This is a genomic window from Streptomyces sp. NPDC088387 (assembly GCF_044753385.1).
Taxonomy (GTDB): domain Bacteria; phylum Actinomycetota; class Actinomycetes; order Streptomycetales; family Streptomycetaceae; genus Streptomyces.
In genome coordinates this window covers 210,356-233,688 of record NZ_JBIVNC010000001.1, presented here as the reverse complement: position 1 = coordinate 233,688, position 23,333 = coordinate 210,356, and the positions used below count along the sequence as shown (strand labels likewise).

At 71.9% G+C, this 23,333-nt stretch carries 17 protein-coding genes; 8 read left to right on the top strand and 9 right to left on the bottom strand.

All coding sequences use genetic code 11. The features are described from left to right. Positions 1 to 42: 42 nt before the first annotated feature. Positions 43 to 819: a DsbA family protein gene (locus tag ACIQAC_RS01040; protein WP_402185819.1), complete on the top strand. Its 777-nt coding sequence runs from the start codon at positions 43 to 45 to the stop codon at positions 817 to 819. A 105-nt stretch (positions 820 to 924) separates the two neighbouring features. Beyond that, the gene (lgt, locus tag ACIQAC_RS01035; RefSeq protein WP_402185818.1) at positions 925 to 1,890 is read left to right on the top strand and encodes a prolipoprotein diacylglyceryl transferase; all 966 of its coding nucleotides are present in this window, start codon (positions 925 to 927) and stop codon (positions 1,888 to 1,890) included. A gap of 65 nt (positions 1,891 to 1,955) precedes the next feature. Here the strand turns inward: lgt and ACIQAC_RS01030 are convergent, their stop codons facing one another. From ACIQAC_RS01030 to ACIQAC_RS01000, 7 genes are read right to left on the bottom strand one after another with little or no spacing between them, the layout of a single operon-like run. Beyond that, the gene (locus ACIQAC_RS01030; RefSeq protein WP_402185816.1) at positions 1,956 to 2,780 is read right to left on the bottom strand and encodes an HpcH/HpaI aldolase/citrate lyase family protein; all 825 of its coding nucleotides are present in this window, start codon (positions 2,778 to 2,780) and stop codon (positions 1,956 to 1,958) included. Further along, complete coding sequence (locus ACIQAC_RS01025; RefSeq protein ID WP_402185814.1) at positions 2,777 to 4,054, bottom strand: CaiB/BaiF CoA transferase family protein; 1,278 nt, start codon at positions 4,052 to 4,054, stop codon at positions 2,777 to 2,779. Before ACIQAC_RS01025 ends, ACIQAC_RS01030 begins: the two co-directional genes overlap by 4 nt. After that, positions 4,051 to 4,944 carry a ribokinase gene (rbsK, locus tag ACIQAC_RS01020; RefSeq protein ID WP_402185812.1) on the bottom strand — a complete coding sequence of 298 codons (894 nt, stop codon included), beginning with the start codon at positions 4,942 to 4,944 and terminating at the stop codon, positions 4,051 to 4,053. The genes ACIQAC_RS01025 and rbsK overlap by 4 nt, the downstream gene beginning before the upstream one ends. Beyond that, complete coding sequence (locus ACIQAC_RS01015; protein ID WP_402185810.1) at positions 4,941 to 6,380, bottom strand: ADP-ribosylglycohydrolase family protein; 1,440 nt, start codon at positions 6,378 to 6,380, stop codon at positions 4,941 to 4,943. Before ACIQAC_RS01015 ends, rbsK begins: the two co-directional genes overlap by 4 nt. Beyond that, a complete protein-coding gene (locus tag ACIQAC_RS01010; RefSeq protein WP_402185808.1) occupies positions 6,368 to 7,552 on the bottom strand; it encodes an ADP-ribosylglycohydrolase family protein in 1,185 nt (394 codons plus the stop codon). The genes ACIQAC_RS01015 and ACIQAC_RS01010 overlap by 13 nt, the downstream gene beginning before the upstream one ends. Positions 7,553 to 7,560: 8 nt before the next feature. Further along, a complete protein-coding gene (locus ACIQAC_RS01005; RefSeq protein ID WP_402185807.1) occupies positions 7,561 to 8,907 on the bottom strand; it encodes an ADP-ribosylglycohydrolase family protein in 1,347 nt (448 codons plus the stop codon). Then, the gene (locus tag ACIQAC_RS01000) at positions 8,904 to 9,935 is read right to left on the bottom strand and encodes an ADP-ribosylglycohydrolase family protein (RefSeq protein WP_402185806.1); all 1,032 of its coding nucleotides are present in this window, start codon (positions 9,933 to 9,935) and stop codon (positions 8,904 to 8,906) included. The genes ACIQAC_RS01005 and ACIQAC_RS01000 overlap by 4 nt, the downstream gene beginning before the upstream one ends. Before the next feature lie 249 nt (positions 9,936 to 10,184). Between ACIQAC_RS01000 and ACIQAC_RS00995 the strand changes: the two genes are divergently transcribed. The 5 genes from ACIQAC_RS00995 to ACIQAC_RS00975 all read left to right on the top strand — a co-directional run bounded on the left by ACIQAC_RS00995 (position 10,185) and on the right by ACIQAC_RS00975 (position 20,299). Continuing rightward, positions 10,185 to 10,916, top strand: a complete 732-nt coding sequence (locus tag ACIQAC_RS00995; RefSeq protein ID WP_402185804.1) for a VIT1/CCC1 transporter family protein — start codon at positions 10,185 to 10,187, stop codon at positions 10,914 to 10,916. Between the two features lie 404 nt (positions 10,917 to 11,320). Beyond that, entirely contained in the window at positions 11,321 to 15,928 is a 4,608-nt protein-coding gene (gene gltB, locus ACIQAC_RS00990; RefSeq protein ID WP_402186920.1) for a glutamate synthase large subunit, read from the top strand. After that, complete coding sequence (locus ACIQAC_RS00985) at positions 15,921 to 17,384, top strand: glutamate synthase subunit beta (protein ID WP_402185803.1); 1,464 nt, start codon at positions 15,921 to 15,923, stop codon at positions 17,382 to 17,384. Before gltB ends, ACIQAC_RS00985 begins: the two co-directional genes overlap by 8 nt. Positions 17,385 to 17,629: 245 nt before the next feature. Next, the gene (locus ACIQAC_RS00980) at positions 17,630 to 18,373 is read left to right on the top strand and encodes a vWA domain-containing protein (protein ID WP_402185801.1); all 744 of its coding nucleotides are present in this window, start codon (positions 17,630 to 17,632) and stop codon (positions 18,371 to 18,373) included. Between the two features lie 99 nt (positions 18,374 to 18,472). Further along, the gene (locus tag ACIQAC_RS00975; protein ID WP_402185799.1) at positions 18,473 to 20,299 is read left to right on the top strand and encodes a cytochrome bc complex cytochrome b subunit; all 1,827 of its coding nucleotides are present in this window, start codon (positions 18,473 to 18,475) and stop codon (positions 20,297 to 20,299) included. A 1-nt stretch (position 20,300) separates the two neighbouring features. Here the strand turns inward: ACIQAC_RS00975 and ACIQAC_RS00970 are convergent, their stop codons facing one another. Further along, entirely contained in the window at positions 20,301 to 21,344 is a 1,044-nt protein-coding gene (locus ACIQAC_RS00970) for an acyl-CoA dehydrogenase family protein (protein WP_402185798.1), read from the bottom strand. Next, complete coding sequence (locus ACIQAC_RS00965; RefSeq protein ID WP_402185796.1) at positions 21,344 to 22,483, bottom strand: acyl-CoA dehydrogenase family protein; 1,140 nt, start codon at positions 22,481 to 22,483, stop codon at positions 21,344 to 21,346. The genes ACIQAC_RS00970 and ACIQAC_RS00965 overlap by 1 nt, the downstream gene beginning before the upstream one ends. 47 nt (positions 22,484 to 22,530) lie before the next feature. On the opposite strand from ACIQAC_RS00965, the gene ACIQAC_RS00960 reads away from it, so the two are divergent. Further along, positions 22,531 to 23,319 carry an SDR family oxidoreductase gene (locus ACIQAC_RS00960; protein ID WP_402185795.1) on the top strand — a complete coding sequence of 263 codons (789 nt, stop codon included), beginning with the start codon at positions 22,531 to 22,533 and terminating at the stop codon, positions 23,317 to 23,319. Positions 23,320 to 23,333: the final 14 nt, after the last annotated feature.

Below are 23,333 nucleotides of genomic sequence, written 5' to 3'. Positions count from 1 at the left end.
GCCGGGGAGGCGCTGGGCGCCTCCCCGGTTCGTTTCCGGGGTGTGAGCGAGAAGAACCGTGACGGAAAGCGCACCGCCCGCGAGCGGCTGGCGGTCGAGCGCGAGAAGCAGAAGTCCGCGGAGAAGCGCCGGCGCGCGCTGATCGTCGGCGCCAGTGTCGTCTGCGTGCTGGGCCTCGCGGCGGTGATCGGCGTCGTCGCCGCGAACGCCGGGAAGGACGACGGCGACAGCGAGGCCGGCCCGGTGGTCGCGCCCTCGGGCGCGCAGGGCGAGGACAGCCTGGCCCTGCCCGTCGGGGAGCAGAGCGCCAAGTCGACGCTCACCGTCTGGGAGGACTTCCGCTGCCCGGCGTGCAAGTCCTTCGAGACGACGTACCGCCAGACCGTGCACGAGCTGACGGCCGCGGGACAGCTCAAGGTCGAGTACCACCTGGCGACGATCATCGACGGCAACATGGGCGGCAGCGGCTCCCGCAAGGCGGCCAACGCGGCGGCCTGCGCCCAGGACACCGGAAAGTTCACGGCGTACCACGACGTGCTGTACGACAACCAGCCGCCGGAGACCGACGACGCCTTCGCGAGCAACGACAGGCTGATCGAGCTGGCCGCCAAGGTCGACGGGCTCGACACCCCCGCCTTCCGCACCTGTGTCACCGACGGCACGCACGACGCCTGGGTGGACAAGTCCAACGAGGCCTTCACCAGCAGCGACTTCACCGGCACCCCGACCGTCCTGCTGAACGGCACGAACATCTACCAGGACCAGTCGATGACCCCGGCGAAGCTGAAGCAGATGGTGGAGGACGCCGCGAAGGGCTGAGCCGCCGACGGGCGGGCGCGGGCGGACCCGGCGCCCGCCTGTTATCGACCCGTAGCCGGGCCGCCTGCCGTGCCACCGGTTTCGCACGGTAGCGTCGACCCTGCCATGGAACTTGCCTATATTTTCAGTCCGTCGCGCTCGGTGTGGCATCTCGGCCCCATTCCGCTGCGCGGCTATGCGCTCTGCATCATCCTCGGTGTCTTCCTGGCCGTCTGGCTCGGCAACCGGCGCTGGCTCGCCCGCGGCGGCCGGGCCGGCACCGTGGCCGACATCGCCGTCTGGGCGGTGCCGTTCGGCCTGGTCGGAGGCCGGCTCTACCACGTGATCACGGACTACGAGCTGTACTTCAGCGAGGGCCGTGATTGGGTGGACGCCTTCAAGATCTGGGAGGGCGGCCTCGGCATCTGGGGCGCGATCTCGCTCGGCGCGCTCGGCGCCTGGATCGGCTGCCGCCGCCGGGGCATCCCGCTGCCGGCCTACGCCGACGCGGTCGCCCCCGGCATCGCCCTCGCGCAGGCGGTCGGGCGCTGGGGCAACTGGTTCAACCAGGAGCTGTACGGACGCGAGACCGATCTGCCGTGGGCGCTGCACATCACGTCCTCCGCGGACGGCCGCGTCCCGGGCTACTACCACCCGACGTTCCTGTACGAGTTCCTGTGGTGCGTCGGCGTCGCCGCGCTGGTCATCTGGGCGGACCGCCGCTTCAAGCTGGGCCACGGCCGGGCGTTCGCCCTGTATGTCGCCTCGTACTGCGTGGGCCGCTTCTGGATCGAGTACATGCGCGTCGACGACGCCCACCACATCCTCGGTCTGCGCCTGAACAACTGGACGGCGATTCTGGTCTTCGTCCTGGCCGTCGTCTACTTCGTGGTGTCCGCGAAGAAGCGTCCGGGCCGCGAGGAGATCGTCGAGCCGGGTGCCGTGGACGGTGACTCCGAGGGTGCCGCCGCGACCGCCGGTGACGGCGACGCCACGGACTCCGGTGCCGGGGAGGACCCGAAGGACGAGGCCGACACCGAGGTCGAGGCGAAGGACGACGCCAAGGACGACGTGACGACGAAGAAGACCTGAGGGTCGCTCATGACGACGACGAGGGCGCCCGGAGTTTCTCCGGGCGCCCTCGTCGTCGTACGGGATCAGCCGCGGTGGGCCAGGGCCAGTGTGCGCCGGGCCTCCGCCACCACCGCCGCGTCCACGAAGGTGCCGTTCGCCAGGGCCTGGGCGCCCGCGTCCGAGCCGGCCGCCTCGACGATCGTCTCCGCCCGCTCGATCTCCTGGGCGGTGGGGAGATAGGCCCGCTCGATGACCGGCAGCTGACGCGGATGAATGGCGGCGCGGCCCAGGAAGCCCAGGGCGCGGCCGTGGGCGCTGCTGGCGGCCAGACCCTCCAGGTCACGGGTGTCCGGATACACCGACTGGGGCGGCGACGGCAGTCCGGCGGCACGGGCGGCGAGCACGATCCGTGAACGCGCCCAGTCGAGGCCCCGGTCGTCGCGGACCCCCAGTTCGGCCCGGAGATCGGCCTCGCCCAGCGAGATGCCGTGCACCGCCGGGTGGGCGGAGGCGATGGCGTAGGCGTGTTCGATACCGAGGGCCGATTCCAGGAGGGCGTACAGGGGTGGTGCGCCGCCACCGGTGCCGGGGGAGGTCTCGGCGACGTGGACGAGCCGGCCGGGGGAGGTGACCTTGGGCAGCCGCAGGCCGGACAGGCCCGGCAGCGCGGACACGCTCTTCAGGTCGAGCGCGGCCCACGGGCCGTCCAGGGCGTTCACCCGGACATGGACGGGAACCGGCTGCCGGTCCGCGAGCAGATCGGCCGTGGCGGCACGGGCGTACTCCTTGCGGTCCGGGGCGACCGCGTCCTCCAGGTCGATCACCACCACGTCGGCCCCGCAGCCGAGCGCCTTGGCAACCGTCGACGGACGGTCCCCGGGGGCGTACAGCCAGGTCAGCGGGGTCACAGGGCGCCCTCCTCGCGCAGTCCCGCGACCTCCGCCGGGGTCAGGCCCAGCTCGGTGAGGACCGTCTCGGTGTCGGCGCCGTGCGGACGGCCGGCCCAGCGGATCGCGCCGGGTGTGGCCGACAGCCGGAAGAGCACGTTCTGCATCCGCAGCGGGCCCAGGTCCGGGTCGTCGACGGTGGTGATGGTGTCCAGGGCCGCGTACTGGGGATCGGTCATCACGTCCCGTACGTCCTGGATCGGGGCGACGGCGGCCTCCGCCTTCTCGAACGCGGCCAGCACGTCCGCGCGGGAGCGGGCGGCGATCCAGGAGCCGACCGCCTCGTCGAGGACGTCGGTGTGCCGGGCCCGGTCGGCGCCGGTCGCGAACCACGGTTCGTCGATCAGCTCGGGCCTGCCGACGAGCCGCATCACGCGCTCGGCGACCGACTGCGCGGAGGTGGAGACGGCGACCCAGTTGCCGTCGGCGGTGCGGTAGGTGTTGCGCGGGGCGTTGTTCGCGGAGCGGTTGCCGGTCCGCTCCTGGACGTGGCCCAGCTGGTCGTACCAGGTGGGGTGCGGGCCGAGGACCGTGAGGATCGGCTCGATCAGCGCCATGTCGACGACCTGGCCCTCGCCGGTGCGGTCGCGGGCGGCGAGGGCGGTCATGACCGCGTATGCCGTCGCCAGGCCCGCGATCGAGTCGGCGAGGCCGAACGGCGGGAGGGTGGGCGGTGCGTGTGGTTCGCCGGTGATCGCGGCGAACCCGCTCATCGCCTCGGCGAGCGTGCCGAAGCCGGGCCGGTGCGCGTAGGGCCCGAACTGGCCGAACCCGGTGACCCGGGTGAGGACGAGCCGGGGGTTGGCGGCCGACAGCTCGGACCAGCCGAGGTCCCACTTCTCCAGGGTGCCGGGGCGGAAGTTCTCCACGATCACGTCGGCGGACTCGGCGAGCCGCAGCAGGGTGCGGCGGCCGCCCGGCCTGGACAGGTCGAGGGTGATGGTCCGTTTGTTGCGGCCGAGGAACTTCCACCACAGGCCGACCCCGTCCTTCGACGGGCCGTGGCCGCGCGACGGGTCCGGTCGGGTCGGGTGCTCGACCTTGACGACGTCGGCGCCGAAGTCACCGAGGAAGGTGGCGGCGAGCGGGCCCGCGAAGAGGGTGGCGAGATCGAGGACGCGCACACCGGAGAGGGGGGCGGTGCGGCTCGCGGTGTGGGTTTCGGAGAGGGGAGTGGCGTGGGCGTCGTGGAGGGGAGTGGCGTGGGCGTCGGACGGGGGAGCGGGCTGGTTCATGACGTGTACCGGTTCTCGATCTCCGTGCGGTACGGCATCGACGCCGACGCGCCCTCCCGCTGTACCGACAGCGCGGCGGCCGCGGCGGCCCAGCGCAGGGCGTCCGGCATCGGGCGGCCCTCGGTGAGCGCCACGGCCAGGGCGCCGACGAAGGTGTCACCGGCGCCGGTCGAGTCGACGGCGGTGACCCGCGGCGCGGGGACGGTGACCGGTTCGGCGCCGCGGACGGCGTGCAGGCTGCCGGCCGCGCCGAGGGTGATGACGACCTCCGGGACATGTTCGAGCAGCGCGGTCGCCGCCTCGCGGGGGTCGGTGCGGCCGGTGAGCCCTGCGGCCTCGTGCTCGTTGGGCACCAACAGGTCGACGGAGGCGAGGAGTTCGTCGGGAAGCGGTCTCGCCGGGGCCGGGGTGAGGATCGTACGGACACCGTGGGCGCGGGCGGCGCGCGCTCCACCGAGGACCGCGGTGAGCGGGATCTCCAGCTGGAGCAGCAGCGCGTCGGCCGAGGCGATCAGGCCCTCGTCGCCCGCGGCGAGATGGTCGACGGTGCCGTTGGCGCCGGGGATCACGACGATCGCGTTGCCGCCCTCGTCGTCCACCACGATGTGGGCGGTGCCGGACGGGCCGTCGACCGTCTGGAGGAGGTCCGTGTCGACGCCGGAGTGTTCGAGGGCGGAGCGCAGCTGGGTGCCGAAGCCGTCGTTGCCGACGGCGCCGACCATCGACACCCTGGCACCCGCGCGGGCGGCGGCGATCGCCTGGTTGGCGCCCTTGCCGCCGGGGATCGTACGGAACTCCCGGCCCGTCACGGTCTCTCCGCGCCGGGGGGCCTTCTCGACGTAGGCGACGAGGTCCATGTTGATGCTGCCGAGTACGGCGATATGGGTCATGGGCTGGATGTCTCCGGGTGGGTGAGGTCGGCGGTGAGGTCGGCCAGGGTGTCGAAGCCGACGCCGTTGAAGTCGCCGACGGAGGTGGACAGTCGGTTCTTCAGCGGGGCGGTCCAGCGGTCGGGCAGGGCGTGCGGGGAACCGGCCAGCAGGGCGGCGATGCTGCCGGTCGTGGCGCCGTTGGAGTCGGTGTCCCAGCCGCCGGACACGGCACGGCAGATGGCGCCGGAGAAGTCGCCGTCGGCATGGGTGAGCGCGGCGGCGATCAGCGCGGTGTTGGGGATGGCGCTGACCCAGTGGTGGGCGGCGTGGTGGGCGTGGAGTGCGTCCACGACGTCGTCGAAGTCCTCGTGGGACTCGGCGAGTCGGACCGCGTGGGTGATCGCGTCCGCGAGGCGGGAGCGGGGTGGGATCACCGCCAGGCCCGTGCGCAGGGCGGTGTGGACGTCGGCGGTGCCGGTGGCGGCGGTCGCGATGGTGGCCGCGGTGAACATCGCCGCGTAGACGCCGTTGGCGGTGTGGGTGAGGACGGCGTCGCGGTGGGCCTGTGCGGCGGCGGCCTCCGGGGCGCCGGGGTTGGTCCAGCCGTGCACGTCGGCGCGGATCAGGGCGCCGATCCACTCGCGGAAGGGGTTGCGGTGGCGGGCGGTGTGCGGGGGTTCGATGCCGGAGAGGAGGTTGCGGTAGGCGACGCGTTCCGCGGTGAAGGTGCGGCCGGCGGGGAGTTCGTCGAGCCAGAGGCGGGCGACGTCCGTGGTGGTGAAGTCCCTGCCGTGGCGTTGGAGCAGGAGGAGGTTGAGGAGGGGGTAGTTGAGGTCGTCGTCCTCGGGCATGCCGTCGATGTTCTCGGCGAGGGAGGTGGGGGCGGAGCGGCGGTTCCAGGGGTACGCGGTCGTGAGGGGCTCGGGGACGCCCTTGGCCGTGAAGTACGTGGTGAGGGGCCAGTTGCCGGTGGACCGGGCGAGTTGGCGGATGCCGGTGAGGGGGAGTTTCTCCACCGGCTTGCCGAGGAGGCATCCGGCGGCTCGGCCCAGCCAGGCTGCGTGGAGGCGAGCGCGGTGGGTTTCGCCTACCGGCGCTTGCCGGGTGCCGCCGCGCCCACCCTCCCCCACTCCCGGCTTCGCTCGAGCGGGGGGACCCCCGTCGCCCCAGCGGCACGACTGCCCGCAGCTCTGCCTGATTGCCTCCAGGTCTGTGGGTTCGTGGTCCGTCAGTTTGCTGGGGAGGTCGGTGAGTTCGTCGAGGAGGTCCGTTGCCAGGAGGCGGAGGTAGCGGGAGGCGGGGGTGGGGGACGCGCCGGCCCGGGGTGGGGCCGGATGGCCGCCCGCCGCCGTCCAGCGGTCGGCGATCTTCGACGGCTCCCGGCCGTCCAGGGTCGCCTGGTGGAGTTCGTGGCCGATCAGGTCTTCCGGCTGGACCCAGGTCAAGCGGAGCATGCGGTGCCTCCCATGGCAGTGAACAACTGCTCGTGGGTACGGCGCCGGAGCACATCCCGTTTGAAGATCTCACCCGTGATTTCGCACAGGGTGCGCGCCGGCTCCCACAGGTCGAGGCGGCTCGCCTCGGAGACGGCCTTCGACCAGTCGCCGGGGACCGGGGAACCGAGGGCGCCGGCGATCGCGCCGGCCATCGTGGCGATGGAGTCGCAGTCGCGGCCGTAGTTCACCGAGCCCAGGACCGCCTGGCGGAAGTCGCCGCCGGAGACGACCAACATCCCGAGCGCCACGGGGAGTTCCTCGATCGCGTGCAGCCGGGAGGGGCGACGGGCGCCGAGGGAGGGGGAGCGGTAGTCGGGGCCGACCGTGTCGTACGGGGTCACCGCCGCCCGTAGCGGTGCCAGCGCCGACTCGAAGTCCCGGTGCCGGGACGCCTCCTCGCACACCGCCTCGATCGCCGCCCGCGTGCCGTCCTTCGCCAGGGAGAGACAGGTGGCGACAACCGAGTCGGGGGTCGCGCCCGGGGTGCACGCCGCCGCTACCGCCGCCGCGAAGACACCCGCCGCCTCACGGCCGTACGACGACTGGTGGGCGCCCGCGATCTCCAGGGCCTCCGTGTACGCGCCCGCCGGGTTCGCCGCGTTGACCAGGCCGACCGGTGCCATGTACATCGCGGCACCGCAGTTGACGATGTTGCCGACACCCGCCTCGCGGGGGTCGATGTGGCCGTAGTGGAGGCGGGCCACCAGCCACTTCTCGGCGAGGAAGACGCGGTGCAGCGGAAGCGCCTCGGCCTCCAGCTCCGGGATCCAGCGCGGGGTGGTCATCAGGTCGGGGACCAGGTGCTCGGCGATCGCGTACGCGTCGAGGTGGTCGCGGACCCGGGCGTAGACCCGTACCAGCGCATGGGTCAGCAGGGTGTCGTCGGTGACGTGCCCGTCGCCCTTGTGGTACGGGGCGATGGGGCGGGCCGTGCGCCAGGCGTCGCCGTTCCAGGGGCCGACGACGCCGTGGACGCGGCCGCCGTGCCGTTCGGTGATCTGCTCCGGGCTGTAGCCCTCGACGGGGCCGCCGAGGGCGTCGCCGACGGCGGCGCCCACGAGGGCCTCCGTGATCCGTTCGTCCAGGTCGGCTCCATGGGTTTCCGCTGCTTTGGATTCTTTGGGCGTCATGCCCCGAATCATCCTCCGGTGGGGGCCGGTTGTGCGGCTACGAGGAGTTCGGCGAGTTCCACCAGGTCGGTGCCGGTGAGACGGGGGAGCGCGCAGCCGGAGAGGGTGCGGCAGGTGTCCCGCCAGGACGCCGGGATCGCGGCGCCGCCGCCGAGGGCGCCGGTGAGCGCGCCGGCCAGCGCGGGTGCCGAGTCGGCGAGCCGGGACAGACAGACGGCGGCCGGTACGGCGACGGCGATCCGGCCGCGGGCCGCGGTGGACAGGGCGAGGGCGACGGGGACGGTCTCGGCGGCGGCGATGCCGTAGCTGTAGACGTGGTCGACGATCTGGTGCTCCAGGAGGGGGACGAGGGAGAACGCGTCGTCCGCCGTCCGTGCCAGGGCCAGTGCGTGGCGGGCGTTGCGGCCGATCTCGGTCGCCTCGGGGAGTTCGGCGAGCGCGGCTCGTACGCAGGTGTCCACGTCGGCGCCGGTGAGTGCGAGGGAGAGCGCGGCGGCCATCGCTCTGGCGCCGTGCACACCGTCGCCGTCCTGGGTGTAGCGGGCGTCGAACTCGGCCAGTTCGGCGGCGAGTCGGGGGTCGCCGGGGTGGGCGACGGCGAGCACACAGGCGCGGACGCAGGCGGCGTCGTCGAAGTAGTGCGGGTTGTCGTGGCCGGTGGCGGGTGGGCGCAGGCCCGCGGCGAGGTTGCCGAGACCGGCCCGTACGGAGATACGGGCGCGCAGGGGGAGTACGGCGGACTCGACCTCGGGGGCGCGGTCCGCGGCGGCGGCGACCTCGCTCGCGACGGCGTTCCAGGTCAGGTCGATGGCGGCGCGCATGCGGCGGGCGCGGCTGAGGTCGGCGAGTACGGAGTCGTCGCCGGCGCGCAGGACCGCCTCCGCGGCGAAGACCGCCCATTCGGCGTCGTCGGAGGGGCCCAGGCGGAGGGGCTCGGGGGGTTGGTTGAGGGCGATGGGGACGGGGAGGGTGGTGGTGGCGTTGTGCTCGGCGAAGGTGTCGAGTTCTCGGGTGAGTCTTCGTGTCCACTCGGGCATGCGGGTGGCTCTGTGGCGGGCGGCCGGCCAGCCGGCGGCGTCGCCTGCGGCCAGGCCCAGGAGGAGGCCCTCGACTCTGTTGCCGGGGTCGGCGGCGGCGTGGGTGTCGGCCCCGGCCCCGGTTCTGGCCTCGGCTTCGCCTTCGGCCCCTGGGTTCCCACCCGCACCACCCGTGCGGGTTTCGATGTCGGGTGCGGGTGGCCCCTGTGGGGCGGGTCCGCCGTCGGCGGCTGCGGGTCCGTGGTTTTCGTTGGCCGCTGGGCCGTGGTTTTCGTGGGGGTTGGTCGGGGAGTCGGTCCAGGGGGCCGGGGGTGTCATGCGACCACCTCTTTGAGGCTCTGGTCTTCTTCCACGTCCGGGGTGAGGAGGTCCGCCACGTCCAGGACGTGGTGGCCGGACATTGACGGGAGGCAGCTGCCCCTTGCCGGGCCGATCGCCGCCGCCCAGTCGGGCGGGATGGCCGACACACCCCGGGTCGCGCCCGCCAGGGCGCCCGCCACCGCCGCCGTGGTGTCGGCGTCGCGGCCCATGTTGACCGCCGTGAGCACCGCCTCCCCGAAGTCGCCGTCGGCCGCCGCGTACGCGCCGAAGGCCAGGGCGACCGCCTCGGGTGCGAGGTCGGTCCAGGGGTAGCCGCCGATCACCACCGCGGAGCGGACGGCGCGTTCGCCGCGGTGGGCGACCGCGACCGCGCGGCGCAGTGAACGGGCGGTCCAGGAGTCGTCGGGGACGACGGCGAGCGCGGCGGCGACGACCGCGATGGTGGGCGCCCCGCCCATCGCCGCGGCGACCCCGGCCGCGACCGCCTGGCCGCCGTAGATGCCCTCTCCCTCGTGGCTGACCGAGCCGTCGATCGCGACCAGGCGGGCCGCCTCGGCCGGGCGCCCCGCGGCGAAGACACCGAAGGGCGCCGCCCGCATGGCGAGTCCGTCGCTCCAGGCGTGCCGGTGCTGGGCGGAGATGGGGGCGGCGAGACCGCGGCGCAGGTTCTCCAGCGTGCCCCGTTCGCTGAACCCGGCGCCGCGGAACGGCCCCTCCGCGCGGTCCGCGATCCAGGCGTGCCAGGCCGCCTCGGCATGCGCGGGCGTGAGCGCGGAGCCGTGCCGGGCGAGCAGCAGCCCCGAGAAGATCGCGTACTCGGTGTCGTCGGTACCGGCGGGCCGGTCGACGACGTAGCCGGTGATACGGCCCCAGCGGGCCCGGATCTCGGAGGGCTTCAGGTTCTCCGCGGGAGCCCCGAGGGCGTCCCCGACAGCCAGGCCGAGCAGTGCGCCGCGCGCCCGCTCACGGATTTCGGCGGCGTTCCCGGGGGCCGGGACCGAGGGAACGCAGGCGATGGATGCCATGGCGGCCTCTCCTCTCAGGGTTCTGGGAACCCATTTGCGGAACTGTCCCCGGTGCGCCGGGCCACGCAGCCTCAGGAGCCCCAGCGTCACCCGGTCGACATATGAGCGCCATGATCAACAAACGAGCAAAGAAGGTAAAGCCGCAGGTTAGTCCAGCCTTTCCTTGCTGGCGGGCGGATGATCGCGGGCGTACTCTGGTCGGAGTCAAGAAATGGAATCAGTCTAGATTTGCGATCTGGGGGACCCGGCATGGCCATCATCGAGACCGAGGCGACGCTCCACGAGGCGCACCGCGACAACCACACGCACCGCGATGTGAGCGGCGGCTGGCTGCGCCCGGCCGTCTTCGGTGCCATGGACGGTCTCGTCTCCAACCTCGCCCTGATGACCGGCGTCGCGGGCGGCTCCGCCGGGCAGCAGGCCATCGTGCTGACCGGCCTCGCGGGCCTGACCGCGGGCGCCTTCTCCATGGCCGCCGGTGAGTACACCTCCGTCGCCTCGCAGCGCGAGCTGGTCGAGGCCGAGCTGGCCGTCGAGCGCCGGGAGCTGCGCAAGCACCCCAAGGACGAGGAGGCCGAGCTCGCCGCGCTCTACGTGGGGCGCGGGGTCGAGCCGGCGCTCGCCCGCGAGGTCGCCCGGCAGCTGTCGGAGGATCCCGAGCAGGCGCTGGAGATCCACGCCCGCGAGGAGCTGGGCATCGATCCCGGCGAGCTGCCCTCGCCGCTGCTGGCCGCCGTGTCGAGCTTCGGCGCGTTCGCGCTCGGCGCGCTGCTGCCCGTACTGCCGTATCTGCTCGGTGCCACCGTGCTGTGGCCGGCCGTGCTCGCGGCCCTGCTCGGGCTGTTCGGCTGCGGTGCCGTCGTGGCCAGGGTGACCGCGCGGACCTGGTGGTTCAGCGGTCTGCGGCAGCTCGCGCTGGGGGGTGCCGCGGCCGGTGTGACATACGCCCTGGGCAGCCTGTTCGGAACGGCTGTAGGGTAACGCGGCTGGAACATATGCATTGAGCCGCATAGGTAGCCGTTACTCGCTGGTTTCGAGCGATTAACCAATGGGCATGAGCCGTAAGCACTGTGGGCAATGAAGCCCGCAGTGTGCCGGTGGGGCAGGCGACGACGCCCGCCCCTCCTCTCTCGGGCCGACGGACATCGATCTGTTCACGTCGGCCCCCGCAAACCTCCGCCGCCGAGCGCGGTGTCCGATGTCGCGTACCCCCGTGGCGTCCCGCATGTTGGAACGGTCTATCCCGCTTCCCGAGAATCGTTCCATCATGTAACCTGCACGAAATTTTGCACTCTCGCAGAGGGCCAACGTCGTCCCTACGCACCTCCCCAGCGCCGAAAGGCCTGGTGGCAACCCCCAGCCAGATGACGACGACGGGAGAGCCGATGCGTACGCCGCACCAGCCGTCCCAGCACTCCGGGAATGGCCAGAACTGGTCCTTCATGGATGCTCGCCCTGCCGCGCAGGGAATGTACGACCCCCGTAACGAGCACGACGCGTGCGGCGTCGGTTTCGTGGCCACCCTCACCGGCGAGGCGAGCCACACGCTGGTGGAGCAGGGCCTGACGGTGCTGCGCAACCTGGAGCACCGGGGTGCCACCGGCTCCGAGCCCGACTCGGGCGACGGCGCCGGCATTCTCTCCCAGGTGCCCCACGCGTTCTTCCGCGAGGTGGCCGAATTCGAGCTGCCCGCCGCCGGTGCCTACGCCGTGGGTATCGCCTTCCTGCCGAACGCCACCACGGACGAGGCCGTCTCACAGATCGAGACGCTCGCCGTCGACGAGGGCCTGACCGTCCTCGGCTGGCGCGACGTCCCCGTCGCCCCCGAACTGCTCGGCGCCACCGCCCGCTCGACCATGCCCGCCTTCCGGCAGATCTTCGTGGGCGACGGCACCAGCACCGGCATCGACCTCGACCGCAAGGCGTTTGTGCTGCGCAAGCGCGCCGAACGCGAGGCGGGCGTCTACTTCCCGTCGCTGTCCGCGCGGACCATCGTCTACAAGGGCATGCTGACCACCGGCCAGCTGGAGCCCTTCTTCCCGGACCTGTCCGACCGCCGGTTCGCCTCCGCGATCGCGCTCGTCCACTCCCGCTTCTCGACGAACACGTTCCCGTCGTGGCCGCTGGCCCACCCGTACCGGTTCGTCGCGCACAACGGTGAGATCAACACCGTCAAGGGCAACCGCAACTGGATGCGCGCCCGTGAGTCGCAGCTGGTGTCCGATCTGTTCGGTTCCGATGGGTCCGACGGCAAGGCGCTTGAGCGGGTCTTCCCGGTCTGCACCCCGGACGCCTCCGACTCGGCCTCCTTCGACGAGGTGCTCGAACTGCTGCACCTCGGCGGCCGTTCGCTGCCGCACTCCGTGCTGATGATGATCCCGGAGGCGTGGGAGAACCACGACTCCATGGACCCGGCCCGCCGCGCCTTCTACCAGTTCCACGCCACGATGATGGAGCCCTGGGACGGCCCGGCCTGTGTCACCTTCACCGACGGCACCCAGGTCGGCGCGGTCCTCGACCGCAACGGACTGCGCCCCGGCCGCTACTGGGTCACCGACGACGGCCTCGTCGTCCTCGGCTCCGAGGTCGGCGTCCTCGACATCGACCCCGCCAAGGTCGTCCGCAAGGGCCGCCTCCAGCCCGGCCGGATGTTCCTCGTCGACACCGCCGAGCACCGGATCATCGAGGACGACGAGATCAAGGCCGAACTCGCCGCCGAGCACCCCTACGGGGACTGGCTCGAAGCCGGCGAGATCGAGCTGGGCGACCTGCCCGAGCGCGAGCACATCGTCCACACCCACGCCTCGGTCACCCGCCGCCAGCAGACCTTCGGATACACCGAGGAGGAGCTGCGCGTTCTGATCGCGCCGATGGCCAAGGCCGGCGCCGAGCCGATCGGCTCCATGGGCACCGACTCGCCCATCGCCGCCCTCTCCGAGCGCCCCCGGCTGCTCTTCGACTACTTCACCCAGCTGTTCGCCCAGGTCACCAACCCGCCGCTGGACGCCATCCGCGAGGAACTGGTCACCTCCCTGCGCTCGTCGCTGGGCCCCCAGGGCAACCTGCTCGACCCGACCGCCGCCGCCTGCCGGTCCGTCCTGCTGCCCTTCCCGGTGATCGACAACGACGAGCTGGCCAAGCTCATCCACGTCAACGCCGACGGCGACATGCCCGGCTTCAAGGCCGCCACCCTGTCCGGCCTCTACCGGGTCTCCGGCGGTGGCGACTCCCTCGCCGCCCGTATCGCGGAGATCTGCACCGAGGCCGACGCCGCCATAGAGAACGGCGCGCGGCTCATCGTCCTGTCGGACCGGCACTCCGACGCCGAGCACGCGCCGATCCCGTCGCTGCTGCTCACCTCCGCCGTTCACCACCACCTCATCCGCACCAAGCAGCGCACCCAGGTGGGCCTGCTGGTCGAGGCCGGTGACGTCCGCGAGGTCCACCACGTCGCCCTGCTCATCGGCTACGGCGCCGCCGCGGTCAACCCGTACCTCGCGATGGAGTCCGTCGAGGACCTGGTCCGCGCCGGCACCTTCCTGCCCGGCATGGAGGCCGAGCAGGCCATCCGCAACCTGATCTACGCCCTCGGCAAGGGCGTCCTCAAGGTCATGTCCAAGATGGGCATCTCCACCGTCGCCTCCTACCGCGGCGCCCAGGTCTTCGAGGCCGTCGGTCTCGACCAGGGCTTCGTCGAGCAGTACTTCAACGGCACCGCCACCAAGATCGGCGGCATCGGCATCGACGTCGTCGCCAAGGAGGTCGCCGCCCGGCACGCCAAGGCGTACCCCGCCTCCGGCATCGCGCCCGCGCACCGGGCGCTGGACATCGGCGGCGAGTACCAGTGGCGCCGCGAGGGCGAGCCGCACCTGTTCGACCCCGAGACCGTCTTCCGCCTCCAGCACTCCACCCGCAGCGCGCGCTACGACATCTTCAAGAAGTACACCGAGCGCGTGAACGAGCAGTCCGAGCGGCTGATGACGCTGCGCGGCATGTTCGGCCTCACCTCGGGCCGGGACCCGATCCCGCTGGACGAGGTCGAGCCGGTCGAGGAGATCGTCAAGCGCTTCTCCACCGGTGCCATGTCGTACGGCTCCATCTCCAAGGAGGCGCACGAGACCCTCGCCATCGCCATGAACCAGCTGGGCGGCAAGTCCAACACCGGTGAGGGCGGCGAGGACGCGGACCGGCTGTACGACCCGGCCCGCCGCTCCTCCATCAAGCAGGTCGCCTCCGGCCGCTTCGGTGTCACCAGCGAGTACCTGGTCAACGCGGACGACATCCAGATCAAGATGGCCCAGGGCGCCAAGCCCGGCGAGGGCGGCCAGCTGCCCGGTCACAAGGTGTACCCGTGGGTGGCGAAGACCCGGCACTCGACGCCGGGCGTGGGCCTCATCTCCCCGCCGCCGCACCACGACATCTACTCCATCGAGGACCTGGCCCAGCTGATCCACGACCTGAAGAACGCGAACCCGCAGGCGCGGATCCACGTGAAGCTGGTCTCCGAGGTCGGCGTCGGCACGGTCGCGGCCGGTGTGTCCAAGGCGCACGCGGACGTGGTGCTCATCTCCGGCCACGACGGTGGTACGGGTGCCTCGCCGCTGACGTCGCTGAAGCACGCCGGCGGACCCTGGGAGCTGGGGCTCGCCGAGACGCAGCAGACCCTGCTGCTCAACGGCCTGCGCGACCGGATCGTCGTCCAGACCGACGGCCAGCTGAAGACCGGCCGCGACGTCGTCATCGCCGCGCTGCTCGGCGCCGAGGAGTTCGGTTTCGCGACCGCGCCGCTCGTCGTCTCCGGCTGCGTCATGATGCGCGTCTGTCACCTGGACACCTGTCCGGTCGGCATCGCGACCCAGAACCCGGTCCTGCGGGACCGCTTCTCCGGCAAGGCCGAGTACGTCGTCAACTTCTTCCGGTTCATCGCCGAAGAGGTCCGCGAACTCCTCGCCGAGCTGGGCTTCCGCACCATCGAGGAGGCCGTCGGCCACGCCGAGGTCCTCGACGTCACCCGCGCGGTCGACCACTGGAAGGCACAGGGCCTGGACCTGGAGCCGCTGTTCCACGTGCCCGACCTGCCCGAGGGCGCCGTACGCCACCAGCTGATCGAGCAGGACCACGGACTGGCGAAGGCGCTCGACAACGAGCTGATCAAGCTGGCCGCGGACGCGCTCGCCGCCGACAGCGCGACCGACGCACAGCCGGTCCGCGCCCAGGTCGCGATCCGCAACATCAACCGCACGGTCGGCACCATGCTCGGCCACGAGGTGACCAAGAAGTTCGGCGGCGCCGGACTGCCCGACGACACCGTCGACATCACCTTCACCGGCAGCGCCGGCCAGTCCTTCGGCGCCTTCGTCCCGCGCGGCATCACGCTGCGCCTGGAGGGCGACGCCAACGACTACGTCGGCAAGGGCCTCTCCGGCGGCCGGGTGATCGTCCGCCCCGACCGGGGCGCCGACCACCTCGCCGAGTACTCGACGATCGCGGGCAACACCATCGCCTACGGCGCGACCGGCGGCGAGCTGTTCCTGCGCGGACGTACGGGCGAACGCTTCTGCGTGCGCAACTCCGGCGCGCTGGTGGTCTCCGAGGGCGTCGGCGACCACGGCTGCGAGTACATGACCGGCGGTCACGCGGTCGTCCTCGGCGAGACCGGCCGCAACTTCGCGGCCGGCATGTCCGGCGGCATCGCCTACGTCATCGACCTCGACCCGGACAACGTCAACACCGGCAACCTGGACGCCGTACAGGCCCTCGACGACGCCGACAAGCAGTGGCTGCACGACGTGGTGCGCCGCCACGCCGAGGAGACCGGCTCGACGGTCGCCGAGAAGCTGCTCGCCGACTGGGACGCGTCGGCGGAGCGCTTCACCAAGATCATCCCCCGTACGTACAAGGCAGTGCTCGCCGCCAAGGACGCCGCCGAGCAGGCGGGACTCTCCGAGTCCGAGATCACCGAGAAGATGATGGAGGCGGCGATCAATGGCTGACCCGAAGGGCTTTCTGAACCACGGCCGCGAGGTCGCCACCTCCCGCCCCGTCGACGTACGCCTCAAGGACTGGAACGAGGTCTACGTCCCCGGCTCCCTGCTGCCGATCATCAGCAAGCAGGCCAGCCGCTGCATGGACTGCGGCATCCCGTTCTGTCACAACGGCTGTCCGCTCGGGAACCTCATCCCCGAGTGGAACGACTACGCCTACCGCGAGGACTGGGGCGCCGCCTCCGAGCGGCTGCACGCGACCAACAACTTCCCGGAGTTCACCGGTCGCCTCTGCCCCGCGCCCTGCGAGTCGGCGTGTGTGCTCGGCATCAACCAGCCCGCCGTCACCATCAAGAACGTCGAGGTCTCCATCATCGACAAGGCGTGGGAGACCGGGGACGTCGCCCCGCAGATCCCCGAGCGCCTGTCGGGCAAGACGGTCGCGGTCATCGGCTCGGGACCCGCCGGTCTCGCCGCCGCCCAGCAGCTCACCCGGGCCGGCCACACCGTCGCCGTCTACGAGCGCGCGGACCGCATCGGCGGGCTGCTGCGGTACGGCATCCCCGAGTTCAAGATGGAGAAGCGGCACATCAACCGGCGGATCGAGCAGATGCGCGCCGAGGGCACCCGCTTCCGTACCGGCATCGAGATCGGCCGCGACCTCAGGGCGACCGACCTGCGCAAGCGCTACGACGCCGTGGTCATCGCCGCGGGTGCCACCACCGCCCGCGATCTGCCGGTCCCCGGCCGTGAGCTCAAGGGCATCCACCAGGCGATGGAGTACCTGCCGCTGGCCAACAAGGTCCAGGAGGGCGACTACGTCTCCCCGCCGATCACCGCCGAGGGCAAGCACGTCGTCGTCATCGGCGGCGGCGACACCGGCGCCGACTGCGTGGGCACCGCCCACCGCCAGGGCGCGGCCTCGGTGACGCAGCTGGAGATCATGCCCCGTCCGGGCGAGGAGCGGAACGAGGTCGCCCACCCGTGGCCGACCTTCCCCATGCTCTACAAGGTCACCTCCGCGCACGAGGAGGGCGGCGAGCGCGTCTACTCGGTCTCGACCACCCACTTCGAGGGCGACGAGGACGGCAACGTCCAGTGGCTGCACCTCAGCGAGGTCGAGTTCATCGAGGGGAAGCTGACCCCGAAGCCGGGCTCGGAGCGCAAGATCCCGGCCCAGCTGGTCACCCTCGCCATGGGCTTCACCGGCACCGACCGCGAGAACGGCCTGGTCGAGCAGTTCGCCCTGGACCTCGACGAGCGGGGCAACGTCGCCCGCGACGCCGAGTACCAGACCAACGTCCCCGGTGTGTTCGTCGCCGGTGACGCCGGCCGCGGCCAGTCCCTCATCGTGTGGGCGATCGCGGAGGGCCGCTCGGCCGCCCGCGGCGTCGACCGCTTCCTCACGGGCGCCAGCGACCTGCCGGCCCCCATCCGTCCGACGGACCGCGCCCTGATGGTCTGACGGACCCCCACAGGCCTCCCGTACAACGGCGTACGGGCGGGATGTCGGGGGGACGTCCCACCGGGACGTCCCCCCACAGCACCCGCAGACGGCGTCTGCCCCCACGTCCCCGACCGGACCCGGGCAGACGCCGCCTCTTTTTGCCCGCCGCCGTTCGTCTGTGACCGTTCTCGCCGACTTCGGGAGTGTCGCGGCGGGTGGGGCGTACGCTCGCGGCTTCCGGTGGGGGACCGAGGGGAGCGGGCGTGGCGGCGATCAGTCTGAGCAAGGTCGAGGAGGCCGCCCCCGGGCTGGTCAGCCTGTACAAGAGCGCCGGCGCGGCCGTGGAGCGGCACGGCCTCGACGGGCAGCGGGCCGCCGTGTATCTCGTGGTCGACCACTCCGGTTCCATGCGGCCGTACTACAAGGACGGCAGTGTGCAGGCCCTCGCCGATCGGGTGCTGAGTCTGTCCGCGCAGCTGGACGACGACGGCCGCGTACCCCTGGTGTTCTTCTCCACCGGTATCGACGCCGTCACCGAGATCGCGCTCGCGGACCATCACGGCCGTGTGGAACGGATCGTGGCCGGGCTCGGGCACATGGGCCGCACCAACTACCACCTGGCCATGGACACCGTGATCGATCACTACCTCGACAGCGGCTCCACCGACCCCGCCCTGGTGGTCTTCCAGACCGACGGAGGCCCCACGCAGCGGTTCGCCGCCGAGCGGTATCTGTGCCGGGCGGCCGGGCTGCCGCTGTTCTGGCAGTTCATCGGGTTCGGGGATCCGACGAACCACCAGTTCGACTTCCTGCGCCGGCTCGACGAACTCGCCGTCCCGGGGCTGCGGGTCGTCGACAACGCCGGGTTCTTTCCGGCGGGCACGGATCCGATGAAGCTGTCCGACGCCGAGTTGTACGACCGTCTGCTGGGGGAGTTTCCGGAGTGGCTGGTGGCGGCGCGGGGGGTTGGGATCCTGCCCCGAGGTGGTGGGGATTCGCTGTCCTGAGGTGGTGGGAGAAAGGGGCTCACCCGCTTGCCGGCACCGTTGGCCCGGCCCCCGGGGGCGTGACAGTCTGAGGGGATTCCGACGGGGAGGCGACGGCTTATGGACGGCGCGGGATCGGTGAACGGGGCGGCGGAGAGCGGCGGTTCCGGGGCGGACGGTGCTGTCGGTTCCGGGGTGGCGGAGAGTGCGGGGGCGGCGGGGCGCAGGGGGTCGCTTCCGCGGGGGGAGCGGCTGGCCGACTGGGCCGACGGGCGGCTCGGCATCTACGGTCTGGCCAAGGCCAACATGCGCAAGGTCTTTCCCGACCACCCGTCGTTCCTGCTCGGCGAGATCTGCCTGTACAGCTTCATCGTGCTGATCCTCACCGGCACCTATCTGACGCTCTTCTTCGAGCCGAGCATGGTCGAGGTGGTGTACGACGGCTCCTACGAGCCGCTCAACGGCGTCCTGATGACCCGCGCCTTCGAGTCCACCCTGGAGATCAGCTTCGACGTACGCGGTGGGCTGCTGATCCGGCAGATCCACCACTGGGCCGCGCTGGTCTTCGTCACCGGCATGCTCGTGCACATGATGCGGGTGTTCTTCACCGGCGCCTACCGCAAGCCCCGCGAGGTCAACTGGCTGTTCGGCTGGACCCTGCTGTTCCTCGGCATCATCACCGGCCTGACCGGCTACTCGCTCCCCGACGACCTGCTGTCCGGCACCGGTGTGCGCTTCGCGCAGGGCGCCATCCTGTCGATCCCGATCGTCGGGACGTACATCTCGTTCTTCCTGTTCGGCGGCGAGTTCCCCGGCTTCGACATCATCCCGAGGTTCTTCCCGATCCATGTGCTGCTGCTGCCCGGGATCATGCTGGGCCTGGTCGCCGCCCATCTGATCCTGGTCTTCTACCACAAGCACACGCAGTTCCCCGGCCCCGGCAAGAAGCAGGAGTCGGTGGTCGGTATGCCCTTCCTGCCGGTCTACATGGCCAAGGCCGGCGGCTTCTTCTTCCTGGTCTTCGGCGTGCTCACGATCATGGGCGGCATCGCCCAGATCAACCCCGTCTGGGCCTTCGGCCCCTACCGCCCGGACCTCGTCACCACCGGCGCCCAGCCCGACTGGTACCTCGGCTTCTCCGAGGGGCTGATCCGGGTGATGCCGGGATGGGAGATCAACCTCTGGGGCCACACCCTCATCCCGGGTGTCTTCATCCCCTTCACCCTCTTCCCGGTCATCCTGCTCGCCATCGGCCTCTACCCGTTCGTCGAGTCCTGGATCACCGGCGACAAACGCGAACACCACCTCCTGGACCGGCCGCGCAACGCGCCCGTCCGCACCGGCCTCGGCGTCGCCTGGCTCAGCCTCTACGTCGTCCTGCTGATCGGCGGCGGCAACGACATCGTCGCCACCCATCTCCATCTGTCGATCAACGCCATCACATGGTTCGTCCGTGTCGGGTTCTTCGTCGTCCCCGTCCTCGCCTTCTACGTCACCAAACGGATCTGTCTCGCCCTCCAGCTCCGCGACCGCGACAAGGTGCTGCACGGCCGGGAGACCGGCACCATCAAACGGCTCCCGCACGGTGAGTTCATCGAGGTCCACGAGCCGCTCGCGCGGGACCAGCTGTACTCCCTCACCCAGCACGAGCAGCCGCGGGCCTACGAGATCGGCCCCCTCGTCGACGCCGGCGGCGTGCGGCGCCGGGTCACCGTGGCGCAGCGGGTACGGGCCCGGCTCGCCCGCGGCCTGTACGGACCGGACACCCACGTGCCGAAGCCGACGCCGGAGGAGTATCTGGAGCACCGCGCGCACGACGGTCACGACGATCACGGCGGTCATGGCGGTCATGGCGGTCAGGTCGGGCACTCGGCGCAGGAGGAGCTTCCGGAGCGGCCGGCGCAGGGCGAGCCCCAGGAAGTGACGGGCGGAGAGTCGCGGCACTGACTCACCCGCCTTCACCGAGCACGGCCGCCCTGCACTCCTGCGGCGAGCCCCAGGCGGTGCGCAGCGCGCGGGCCTTGGTCAGCCACAGGGACAGGTCGAACTCCGCCGTGTAGCCGATCGCGCCGTGCAGCTGCAACGCCGTACGGGCCGTGGTGTACGCCGCCTCGCAGGCGCTCACCTTGGCCGCGGCGAGGTCGGCCGGTGTCATCGTCACCGCGGCGCCGAACACCAGGGGGCGGGCGAACTCCAGCGCGATCCGCGCGTCCGCCAGCCGGTGTTTCACCGCCTGGAACGAGCCGATGGCGACCCCGAACTGCGTGCGCCGCCGCACATGTTCGACCGTCCGGTCGAGCAGCGCGAGCCCGACCCCGAGCGCCTGCGCGGCGGTGGCGAGCCGGGCCCAGGCGAGGGCGACCGCGGTGGCGGTGGCGATAGTGGTGGCGCCGGCCATGGGGGTGGCGGTGGCCGGCGCCGTGCTGGTGGCGGCGGTGGGTGTGCGCGTGGGCGGGTCGGTCGCGAGGAGTTCGCCGCCGGGGAGGAGTGGGGCCAGGCGCCGGGCGGGGTCCAGGGAGGGGCGGACCGGGCCGTGGCCGGGGGAGAGGCGCAGGGTCCGCGGGGTGAGGGCGAGGCGGAGATCCGCCGCGTCGGCGTCCAGCGCGCACGCCTGGGACGGTGGTGCGAGGGTCGCGAGGCTCTCTCCGGCCGCGAGGGACGGCAGCAGCCGCTTGGCCGGTGCCGGGTCCGGCAGCTCCGCGAGCAGCGCCGCCGCCGCGACCGTCTCCACCAGTGGGCCCGGCACCGCGTGGCGGCCCAGTTCGACGAAGGCGACGGCGAGTTCGACCGGCCGGGGGCCCAGACCGTCGTACGCCTCGGGGACGGCCAGCGCGAAGACACCCGCTTCGGCGATACGGGACCACAGCGCACGTCCGCGTGTGTGGTCGCCGCGGCTCCAGTCCCGGACCACCCCGGGTGTGTCGGCCGACGTCAGCAGCGCGTCCAGGGAGGCCGCGAAGGCGCTTTGTTCGGCGTCCGGGCGCAGGTGCATCAGCGGCGTCCCCTCGGCAGGCCGAGCAGCCGCTCGGCGATGATGTCCCGCTGGATCTCGTTGGTGCCCGCGTAGATCGGGCCGGCGAGTGCGAAGACGTACCGCTCCGCCCAGTCGTGGTCGGCCAACTCGCCCTCCTCGCCCAGCAGATCGAGGGCCGTCTCGTGCAGCGCAATGTCCAGCTCGGACCAGAACACCTTGTTCAGGCTGGACTCCGGGCCGAGTGGTTCCCCGGCCAGGAAGCGGGTGGCGGCGGCGTACGTGAACAGCTGGTACGCGCGTGCCCCCATGACGGCGTCGGCCACCCGGTCGCGGAGGGCCGCAGGGCCGCCCCGCTCCCGCCACAGCGCGGCCAGCCGGTCGGCGGCGGCGAGGAAACGGCCCGGGGAACGCAGCGTCAGCCCGCGTTCGTTGGCGGCCGTCGACATCGCGATCGGCCAGCCCCGGCCCGGCTCGCCGATGACGTCCTCGTCCGGCACGAAGACGTCGTCCAGGAACAGCTCCGCGAACGCGGGCCTGCCGTCCAGCCGGGCGATCGGCCGGACGGTGACACCCGGCGCGCGCAGGTCGAACATCAGATACGTCAGCCCCTGGTGCGGCTTCGGAGTGTCCGGCTCGCTGCGGAACAGGCCGAACGCGCGGTCCGCGAAAGCCGCCCGCGAGGACCACGTCTTGTGCCCGTCCAGCCGCCAGCCGCCGTCCGTGCGCCGCGCCCGCGACCGCAGCGACGCCAGGTCCGAACCCGCCTCCGGCTCCGACCACGCCTGCGCCCACACCACCTCGCCGGAGGCCATCGGGGGCAGCACACGGGCGCGCTGCTCCTCGGTGCCGTGGTCGAAGAGGGTCGGGGCGAGCAGACTGACGCCGTTCTGCCCGACGCGGCCCGGGGCGCCCGCCGCCCAGTACTCCTCCTCGAAGACCAGCCAGCGCATCAGATCCGCGTCCCGCCCCCCGAACCTGGCCGGCCAGGACACCACCGACCAGCGGTCCGCGGCCAGTTGTGCCTCCCACTCCCGATGCGCGGCGAAGCCCTCGGCGGTCTCCAGGGAGGGCAGCGGGGTGCGCGGCACGTGCGCGCGCAGCCATGCGCGGGCCTCGGCCCGGAACGCCTCGTCGGCAGGTGAGTGGGTGAGATCCACGGTCGCCGTCCTTCCCTAACAAGTGTTTGGTAGGTTACCGTGGCGCTATGACAATCGTCGAGAGTCCGGCCTACGTACCCGGCCACGGACTGCTGGCCGGACGCACCGCCGTGGTCACGGCGGCGGCCGGAGCCGGCATCGGCGGCGCGACCGCACGACGCCTCCTGGAGGAGGGCGCCCGCGTGCTGATCAGCGACGCCCACGCCCGGCGCCTCAAGGAGCACGAGGCACAGCTCGCCGGGGAGTTCGGCGCCGCGGTGACGGCCGTACGCTGCGACGTCACCGACGACACACAGGTGCGCGCACTGTTCGACGCGGCCGTGGAGGCGCACGGCCGGCTGGACGTCGTGGTCAACAACGCCGGACTCGGCGGCACCGCGGACCTCGCCGACATGACCGACGACCAGTGGTCGAACGTCCTCGACGTGACACTGAACGGCACGTTCCGCTGCCTGCGCGCCGCCCTGCGGATCCTGCGCGCCGCCGGCACCGGCGGAGTGGTCGTCAACAACGCCTCGGTGGTCGGCTGGCGCGCCCAGGCCGGACAGGCGCACTACGCGGCCGCGAAGGCCGGGGTGATGGCACTGACCAGATGCGCGGCGATCGAGGCCGCTGAGTACGGCGTCCGGGTCAACGCCGTGGCGCCCAGCCTCGCCATGCACCCGCACCTCGCCAAGGTCACCACCCCCGAACTGCTCGCCGAACTGACCGGGCGCGAGGCCTTCGGCCGCCACGCCGAGCCCTGGGAGGTGGCCAACGTGATCGTCTTCCTCGCCTCCGGCTACTCCTCCTACATGACGGGCGAGGTCGTCTCCGTCAGCAGCCGGCACCCGTAGGACCACAATGGACC